The sequence below is a fragment of the uncultured Alistipes sp. genome (genome assembly GCF_902388705.1).
In the GTDB taxonomy this organism is placed as follows: domain Bacteria; phylum Bacteroidota; class Bacteroidia; order Bacteroidales; family Rikenellaceae; genus Alistipes.
Window position 1 is genome coordinate 1 of record NZ_CABMQJ010000074.1, and the last position, 8,484, is coordinate 8,484.

General features: G+C 58.4%; 7 protein-coding genes and 1 pseudogene. 4 read left to right on the forward strand and 4 right to left on the reverse strand.

Annotated elements, in window-relative coordinates; translation table 11 throughout:
- From QZT71_RS11290 to def, 4 genes are all read left to right on the forward strand, one after another.
- Positions 1 to 399 (forward strand): RadC family protein (locus tag QZT71_RS11290; protein WP_295916219.1); only part of this gene is annotated, 399 nt, incomplete at its 5' end.
- A 526-nt stretch (positions 400 to 925) separates the two neighbouring features.
- Complete coding sequence (locus QZT71_RS11295) at positions 926 to 2,470, forward strand: glycine--tRNA ligase (protein ID WP_295916221.1); 1,545 nt, start codon at positions 926 to 928, stop codon at positions 2,468 to 2,470.
- A gap of 140 nt (positions 2,471 to 2,610) precedes the next feature.
- A complete protein-coding gene (gene ruvX, locus QZT71_RS11300) occupies positions 2,611 to 3,024 on the forward strand; it encodes a Holliday junction resolvase RuvX (RefSeq protein ID WP_295916223.1) in 414 nt (137 codons plus the stop codon).
- On the forward strand, positions 3,021 to 3,566 hold the full coding sequence (def, locus tag QZT71_RS11305) for a peptide deformylase (RefSeq protein WP_295916226.1): 546 nt from the start codon (positions 3,021 to 3,023) through the stop codon (positions 3,564 to 3,566). The genes ruvX and def overlap by 4 nt, the downstream gene beginning before the upstream one ends.
- Positions 3,567 to 3,769: 203 nt before the next feature.
- On the opposite strand, the gene QZT71_RS11310 is transcribed toward def, so the two are convergent.
- From QZT71_RS11310 to QZT71_RS11325, 4 genes and pseudogenes are all read right to left on the reverse strand, one after another.
- Positions 3,770 to 4,300: an outer membrane beta-barrel protein gene (locus tag QZT71_RS11310; protein ID WP_295916229.1), complete on the reverse strand. Its 531-nt coding sequence runs from the start codon at positions 4,298 to 4,300 to the stop codon at positions 3,770 to 3,772.
- Between the two features lie 434 nt (positions 4,301 to 4,734).
- Positions 4,735 to 5,202 carry a porin family protein gene (locus QZT71_RS11315; protein ID WP_295916232.1) on the reverse strand — a complete coding sequence of 156 codons (468 nt, stop codon included), beginning with the start codon at positions 5,200 to 5,202 and terminating at the stop codon, positions 4,735 to 4,737.
- 181 nt (positions 5,203 to 5,383) lie between these two features.
- Entirely contained in the window at positions 5,384 to 8,113 is a 2,730-nt protein-coding gene (gene ppdK, locus QZT71_RS11320) for a pyruvate, phosphate dikinase (protein WP_295916235.1), read from the reverse strand.
- 170 nt (positions 8,114 to 8,283) lie between these two features.
- Positions 8,284 to 8,484: pseudogene (locus QZT71_RS11325) on the reverse strand (hypothetical protein); the annotation flags it as partial.

An 8,484-nucleotide genomic window follows, 5' to 3' on the forward strand; every position in this document is an offset into this window, starting at 1 on the left:
GCTGCGGAGCGTGCTGCCGATGCCGACGTCGTCGCCACGAGCGACGACGTGGTGCGCCTGTTCCGTCCGCAGCTCGGGTCACTCACGCACGAGGAGTGCTGGGCGGTCTACCTCACCTCGTCGAACCGCATCATCGAGCGGCAGCGCGTGAGCCAGGGCGGGGTGCAGGGAACGGTCGTCGATTACCGCCTGATCGTCAAGCGGGCGCTGGAACTGCTCGCCACGCAGCTCATCCTGATTCACAACCATCCCTCCGGGGCCGCCGAGGCCAGTCCGCAGGACAAGGTGCTGACCGAACGGGTCGTGCAGGCTGCGGCGTTGTTCGACATCCGCCTGCTGGATCACATCATCATTGCCCGTGAGGGGGATTTTTCGTTCCTGCGCGAGGGATTGATATAGCGCCGCTATTTCTCTTTTCCGAGATTGCCGCACAGGGCGATTACGGCTACGGCTATAAGCGCAATCAGAATTTTTACAGTTCCCGTCATTCGTTGTGTGGGTCGTTCGACTTATTTACGGGCACCGAGGCTTGTGCTGCCGGGACAAATATAGGCATAAATTTCCGGGCGGGAGCCATTATTCCCATAAAATCCATACGAATATCTCGCAAATCCGACGCTATGGCCCGTGATGCGGGCTGTTTGGCGTATCCGCCGTCCGCAGGACAGCGCGGAGGCAGGCCCGCTGCCGTGCGGGATTGCCATTCCTGTCGCCGTGCGTAGGCGGGCGGCGGGCCGGTGCGGAAGCGCATTTGCCCGACGGGAATTGCCTCCCGATAAAAAGCAGGCGCCTTTGGGGAAGCCGCAGAATGGCGGCCGTGCGGGTCGCTGCGACGAATTATGGAAATAAATTCGGAGCTAAAGGCCTTGTTTTCCATTTATTTTGTACTTTTGTAATTCGGAAAATAATTTAAAAACAAGATACGATGACGCAGGAAGAACTTTTCAAGAAGCTGGTGGCACATTGCAAGGAATACGGATTCGTATTCCCCTCGAGTGAAATCTACGACGGACTGGGCGCTGTGTACGACTACGGACAGAACGGCGTGGAGCTGAAGAACAACATCAAGCGCTATTGGTGGGATTCGATGGTCAAGCTGCACGAGAATATCGTGGGCCTCGACGCTGCGATTTTCATGCATCCCCGCACGTGGGAGGCTTCGGGCCATGTCGGTGCGTTCAACGACCCGTTGATCGACAACAAGGATTCGAAGAAGCGTTACCGTGCCGACGTGCTGATCGAAGAGTGGCTGGCCAAGCAGGACGAGAAAATCGGGAAGGAGGTCGAGAAGGCCCGCAAGCGTTTCGGCGAGTCGTTCGACGAAGCCAAGTACCGCGAAACTTCGCCCCGTGTGGCGGAAACCGCCGCCCGGCGCGACGAGGTGCACAAGCGTTTCGCCGATGCGCTGAACGCCAACGATTTGGCCGAACTGCGCCAGATTATCGTCGACTGCGAGGTCGTATGCCCGATTTCGGGTACGCGCAACTGGACGGAGGTGCGCCAGTTCAACCTGATGTTCTCGACCCAGATGGGATCGACCTCGGAGGGCGCCAACACGATTTACCTGCGTCCCGAAACGGCGCAGGGTATCTTCGTCAACTTCCTGAATGTGCAGAAAACCGGCCGCATGAAACTGCCGTTCGGTATCGCGCAGATAGGCAAGGCTTTCCGCAACGAAATCGTAGCGCGCCAGTTCATCTTCCGCATGCGCGAATTCGAGCAGATGGAGATGCAGTTCTTCGTACGTCCCGGCGAGGAGATGAAGTGGTGGAACGAGTGGAAGAACACCCGCATGGCATGGCACCGCGCGCTGGGCTTCGGCGACGACAATTACCGTTTCCACGACCACGAGAAGCTGGCGCACTACGCCAACGCGGCTACCGATATCGAGTACAACTTCCCGTTCGGCTTCAAGGAGGTCGAGGGGATTCACTCGCGTACGGACTTCGACCTGGGCAACCACCAGAAGTTCTCGGGCAAGAAAATCCAGTATTTCGACCCCGAAACGGGCGAGAGCTACGTGCCCTATGTCGTCGAAACGTCGATCGGCGTCGACCGCATGTTCCTGCAGGTGATGTCCGCGGCCTATACCGAGGAGCAGCTCGAGGGCGGCGATTCGCGCGTGGTGCTGCGTTTCCCGGCTGCGCTGGCACCCGTCAAGGTGGCCGTGCTGCCGCTCGTGAAGAAGGACGGCATGCCCGAGGTGGCGCAGAAGATCGTCGACGAACTCAAATACGACTATAACGTCATTTACGACGAGAAAGATTCCGTCGGCAAGCGTTACCGCCGCCAGGACGCCATCGGTACGCCGTTCTGCGTGACCGTCGACGGACAGACGCTCGAGGACAACACCGTGACGGTGCGCTACCGCGACACGATGCGGCAGGAGCGTATCGCCATCGACAAACTGCCCGCCCTGGTCGGCGACGAGTGTTCGTACCGCAAACTGTTCAGGAAGCTGAACCTGTAATTCCGGCGTCGGTATGAAGTGGCAGCATCCGTTCGACAACGACCGCAAATACCCCCTTTGGGTCGTATTGGCGTGTTTGGGTGCGGGCGTTCTGGTAGGTTGGCTGCTGAACTGCTTCTGCATCCTGGACTGATTTGACCGTGGGCCGCATCCTTGCCATAGATTACGGAACCAGGCGTACGGGAATCGCCGTGAGCGACCCCCTGCGCATTATCGCCGGGGGACTCGAAACCGTCGAAACGAAGGGGCTCGAGGCGTGGCTGGCAAAATATTTCGCCGCGGAAGACGTTAGTACCGTTGTAGTGGGGAAGCCCGCGCAGATGGACGGCACGCCGTCGGAAACGTGGCGCTTCATCGAACCGCTGGCGGCACGTCTGCGGAAGGCGTATCCCGACAAGGAAATCGTTTTCCACGACGAGCGTTTCACGTCGGTGATGGCGCACCGCACGATGCTCGAAAGCGGCATCGGCAGGATGGCACGCCGCAACAAGGCGCTCGTGGACAAGATTTCCGCTACGATTATCTTACAAAGTTATATGGAGTTTAACAAATGATTTATCCGATAGTAATTTACGGTTCGGAGGTGCTGCGAAAACCCTGCGAGCCTGTTTCGCCCGAATATCCCGGAGTAAAGAAACTCGTGGAGGACATGTTCCTGACGCTCGCCGAGGCGGAGGGCGTCGGCCTCGCCGCGCCGCAAATCGGCAAGAATATCCGCCTGTTTATCGTCGACTGCACCCCTTGGGGCGAGGACGACCCCGAATGTGCCGATTACAAGCGCGCCTTTATCAATCCCGAGATTTATGCCATGTCGGAGCAGAAGAAGACCTACAACGAAGGGTGCCTCTCGTTTCCCGGCATCCATGCCGACGTGGCCCGTTCGCTGGCTATCCGGATGCGCTATCTGGACGAGGATTTCGTCGAGCACGACGAGGAGTTCCACGGCCTCAAGGCGTGGGTCATTCAGCACGAGTACGACCACATCGAAGGCGTCGTCTTCACCGACCGCATTTCGCCCCTGCGCCGCAACCTGCTGAAGGGCAAGTTGATGAACCTCGCTAAAGGCAAGTATCGCTGCGGTTATAAAACCCGGTAATCCGGAGTTTCGTGCAGGATGTTCCGACTGCGGGAGGAGTGCCTGCGTCGCGGCAGATTGCGGCTTGCGATAAGCATCCCCGGTTTGTATAAACAAATGGAACCGCCCCTCCGGCTGCGCGACATTGTGCGGGAAGGGGGCGTTTAACCACAAAGAAGCGGGTGCCCGTCGGGCACCCGCTTCTTTGTGTAAACCGGTGTTCGTCAGAACCTGTATGCTGCGCCTACGAAAACGACGAGCGGATTCGAACGGTCGCTGTCGAACATGGGCTCGTATTTCAGGCCTGCGGAAATGTTCCAGCGGCGTGCGATGTTGAAGTCGAAGCCTCCGCCGACGCTCATGCCGAATGCCCAGTCCTTGATGTCATTGGCGACAACACCTACCTGGGGATAAACGCCCCACCAGTCGGCGATGCGGAATACATAGTGGGCATCGAAATTGATGTCGACCGAACTGTCTTTCTCCGTCAGGACGTAAATCGACGGCTCGATGCGCCAGTGGGAATCGAAACTGTACCGGTAGTAGGCGCCGATTCCGATGGAGGCGTCACCCGTATTGGTGTAGAAGTTTACGCGCGGACCTACGGCGCTGCGGTAGTTGTCCGGCGTACTGCGGTAGTTACCTGCCTGGGCCGTATTGCGGTTGTTGTCCCGGGTGTTGCGGTAGGTGTTGTTCTGGGCCGACGCCGTCCAGGCACACAATGCCGCGATTGCAATCAGAAGAATTCTTTTCATGGCTTTTCAGTTAAATTTTTATATGAATAATTAAGTGGTCGCCAATTTGTTATGGCTCATCCGGCCGGTTCGGGAGGCTTGCCCGGACCGCTGAATAGCTGTTTATGCGACGTACAACACTCGTGCCGTGATATGTTCTTTCCGGATTTTGCGAATAACAGCCTTGCTATCCCGGCGGTTGCCGGCGTCTGCGGATTCGGGGCGCGCAGCCATGGGCCGCAGCCGGCTTTAGCCCGGTGTGCGGTGCCCCGGCCCGATGCGGCTGTATGCCCCGCGGGATGGTGTATTTGGTTGCGGGTGAAAAGGCAGAGGCTTTCCGGGCGGCGGATTTCCGTTCTGCCAGTTCTTTTGCAGGGGAGGGGCCTTTTAGGTTTGCGGGCATGAAAAATCCCGGCACTCGTCGAGTGCCGGGATTTGCATAAGCGGGAACGCGTTTAGAATTTATACGTCGCGCCGATATTGATGAGTATCGGGTTCTTGTGGTATTCCGCGGTCTGAATCATCCATTTGAATCCGGCCGATACGTCCCAGTTGCGGGTGATCGAAAAGTCCGCGCCGCCGCCGAGGTTGATGCCGCACGACCAGCCGCCGATGTCGTTGGCACTCAAACCCGCCTGCGGGTAGATGTGCCAGTCGGGGGCGATGTTGAACAGGTACTGGACGTCGGCGCTGATATCCACCGAGCAGTACTTCTTGCAGATGGCCATCAGGCTCGGCTCTACGCGCCAGTTGTCCAGGAACGTATAGCGTCCGCTCGCTCCGATGCCGAAGACTGCGCCCTCTGCACCCGTATTGGTGTAAATACCGATTTTAGGGCCTACGCCCCAATCTCCTTTGTTCTGTGCCGAAACGGCCGTCACTGCGAAGAGAGCGACGAGTGCCGTAAGAAAAATCTTTTTCATGTTTCTGTTTTTTTTGTTTAAACAAAGTGCGTCGTTGTTTGCCGTAACAAATATATAAAAGTTATCTCTTTCTGCCAAACATATTCAACGAACCCGACTGTTTTGCCGATAAAGGAAAGCCTGCGGTATGCATACCGCAGGCTCTCTTTCGGTTCTTTCCCCGGCGTTGCCGGGGTGTCGTTTATTTCTCTTTGAGCGCTGCGTGTGCGGCTGCCAGACGTGCGATGGGCACGCGGAACGGCGAGCAGCTCACGTAGTTCAGGCCCGCATAGTGGCAGAATTCCACCGACGAGGGCTCGCCGCCGTGCTCGCCGCAGATGCCGCATTTGAGCGTCGGGCGCACGCCGCGGCCCTTGAATACGGCCTCGCGGATGAGCTGGCCCACGCCGTTGCGGTCGAGAATCTGGAACGGGTCGTTCTTCAGGATGCCCTTGTCGAGGTATACGGGCAGGAACTTGCCGATGTCGTCGCGCGAGAAGCCCAGCGTCATCTGCGTCAGGTCGTTGGTACCGAACGAGAAGAACTCGGCCACCTCGGCGATTTGGTTGGCGGTCACCGCAGCGCGCGGAACCTCGATCATCGTGCCGACCATGTAGTCGATCTTGTCGTTGCGCTCCGAGAACACCTGTTCGGCCGTCGAGTCGATGATGTTCTTCTGGTAGCGGAGCTCCTTGTGGTTGCCCACCAGCGGAACCATAATCTCCACGTGTACCGGGGTGCCCTGTGCGCGGACGTTCATGGCGGCCTCGATGATGGCGCGTGCCTGCATCTCGGTGATTTCGGGATAGGTGTTGCCCAGGCGGCAGCCGCGGTGTCCCAGCATCGGGTTGAACTCGGCGAGCGATTCGACCTTGGCGACGATTTTCTCGAAGGGAACGTTCATCTCGCGCGCCATCTCTTTCTGGCCCTTTTCGTCATGCGGCACGAACTCGTGCAGGGGCGGGTCGAGCAGGCGTACGGTCACGGGGAATCCGTTCATGGCTTTGAACAGTCCCTCGAAGTCGCCGCGCTGGATGGGCAGCAGTTTGGCAAGCGCCACGCGGCGTCCGGCTTCGTCGTCGGCGAGGATCATCTCGCGGATAGCCTTGATGCGGTCGCCTTCGAAGAACATGTGCTCCGTACGGCAGAGGCCGATACCCTCGGCGCCGAATGCGAACGCCTGTGCGGCGTCTTTCGGCGTGTCGGCGTTGGCGCGTACTTTCAGCACGGCGTATTTGCCCGTCAGGTCCATCAGCTGGCCGAAGTCGCCGCTCAAGTCGGCGGCCATCGTGGCTACCTGGCCCAGGTAAACCTCACCCGTCGAGCCGTTGAGCGAAATCCAGTCGCCCTGCTTGACGGTGAAGCCGTTGACATTGATCGTGCGGGCTTTATAATCGATTTGCAGTTCGCCCGCGCCCGATACGCAGCATTTGCCCATACCGCGTGCAACGACGGCGGCGTGCGAGGTCATACCGCCGCGTGCGGTCAGGATACCGGCAGCGTCGAGCATGCCCTTGAGGTCTTCGGGCGAAGTTTCGATACGTACCAGAATCGCTTTTTGGCCGCTCTCGGCGAGGATTTTCTCGGCGTCCTCGGCGAAGAACACAACCGGTCCCGTAGCTGCGCCCGGCGAGGCGGGCAGGCCCTTGGTGATGACCTGTGCGTTGGCGATGGCCTTCTTGTCGAAAACGGGGTGGAGCAGTTCGTCGAGTTTGGCGGGCTCGCAGCGCAGTACGGCCGTCTGTTCGTCGATCAGTCCCTCGCGGAGCATGTCCATCGCGATTTTGACCATGGCGGCGCCGGTACGCTTGCCGTTGCGGCACTGGAGCATCCAGAGCTTGCCGTCCTGAATCGTGAACTCGATGTCCTGCATGTCCTTGAAGTACTGCTCCAGGTGGTGCTGTATCTCGTCGAGCTCCTTGTAAACCACGGGCATCACCTCCTCGAGCGAGGGGTATTTCGTGCGGCGGTCTTCTTCGGAGATGTTCTGGGCTGCGGCCCAGCGCTTCGAGCCTTCGACGGTGATTTGCTGCGGGGTGCGGATGCCGGCTACGACGTCCTCGCCCTGCGCGTTGATCAGGTACTCGCCGTTGAAGATGTTTTCACCCGTCGCGGCGTCGCGCGAGAATGCCACGCCCGTCGCCGAATTGGTGCCCATGTTGCCGAACACCATGGCCTGTACCGATACGGCCGTACCCCATTCGGCGGGGATGTTGTTGAGTTTGCGGTAAAGGATGGCGCGGTCGTTCATCCACGAGCCGAACACGGCGCATACGGCGCCCCAGAGCTGCTCCCACGGGCATGCGGGGAAGTCCTCGCCGGTCTGTTTCTTGACGGCGGCCTTGAACTCTTTGACCAGTTCTTTCAGGTCTTCGGGCGTCAGGTCGGTGTCGTTCTTCACGCCGCGCTTCTGTTTCATCTCGTCGATAATCTCCTCGAACGGGTCATGGTCTTCTTTCGAAACGGGTTTCATGCCCAGCACCACGTCGCCGTACATCTGCACGAAACGGCGGTACGAGTCCCATGCGAAACGGGGATTGCCCGTACGTTTGGCCACGGCCTCCACGGCCTGGTCGTTCATACCCAGGTTGAGGATGGTGTCCATCATGCCGGGCATCGAGGCGCGCGCGCCCGAACGTACCGATACGAGCAGCGGCATCTCCTTGTCGCCGAATTTCATGCCCGTGAGCTTCTCGATATTTTTCATCGCCTTTTCGACTTCCGGACGGAGCATCTGGATGACCGCTTCCTTGCCGTGGGCGTAAAATTCCGAACATACTTCCGTGGTAATCGTGAAGCCCGGGGGGACGGGGATGCCGATGAGGTTCATCTCTGCGAGGTTGGCACCCTTGCCGCCGAGCAGTTCACGCATTTTGCCGTTGCCTTCGGCTTCCTTGTTACCGAAGGTGTAGACTCGTTTAACGTCTGCCATAACTTTTCTTGTTAATTTAATTGGTATATAAATTTATAAAATTTTTGTCAACTTGTCGCTTCTTACAGACGAAAATTGCGGTGACATTCCTGTTACCGCCTCGTCAAAGAATTCATATTCGCCATTGGGAATGCGAATATATAAAAACTTTTCTGAAATTCCAAAAAATTCTACTCCAAGTAGAAGAATATCGGCAGGGCGTATCCGTAGCCGCCCCTGTAGTGCCCCTTTTCGTAGGTCGGGAGGGGTTTACCCGTCTTTGGGTCAAATAAATAGCGGCGTGCGAAAACATCGCCCGCCGAGGTGCGCAGCGCCGTGTCGGCGAGGATGCGGTCGCGCATCAGCCAGCCCGAGCGGCGGCGGACGTTGCC

Coding starts and splice junctions, on each gene's coding strand:
- QZT71_RS11295 (WP_295916221.1), top strand. CDS start 926: ATGACGCAGGAAGAACTTTTCAAGAAGCTGGTGGCACATTGCAAGGAA.
- def (WP_295916226.1), top strand. CDS start 3,021: ATGATTTATCCGATAGTAATTTACGGTTCGGAGGTGCTGCGAAAACCC.
- QZT71_RS11310 (WP_295916229.1), bottom strand. CDS start 4,300: ATGAAAAGAATTCTTCTGATTGCAATCGCGGCATTGTGTGCCTGGACG.
- QZT71_RS11315 (WP_295916232.1), bottom strand. CDS start 5,202: ATGAAAAAGATTTTTCTTACGGCACTCGTCGCTCTCTTCGCAGTGACG.
- ppdK (WP_295916235.1), bottom strand. CDS start 8,113: ATGGCAGACGTTAAACGAGTCTACACCTTCGGTAACAAGGAAGCCGAA.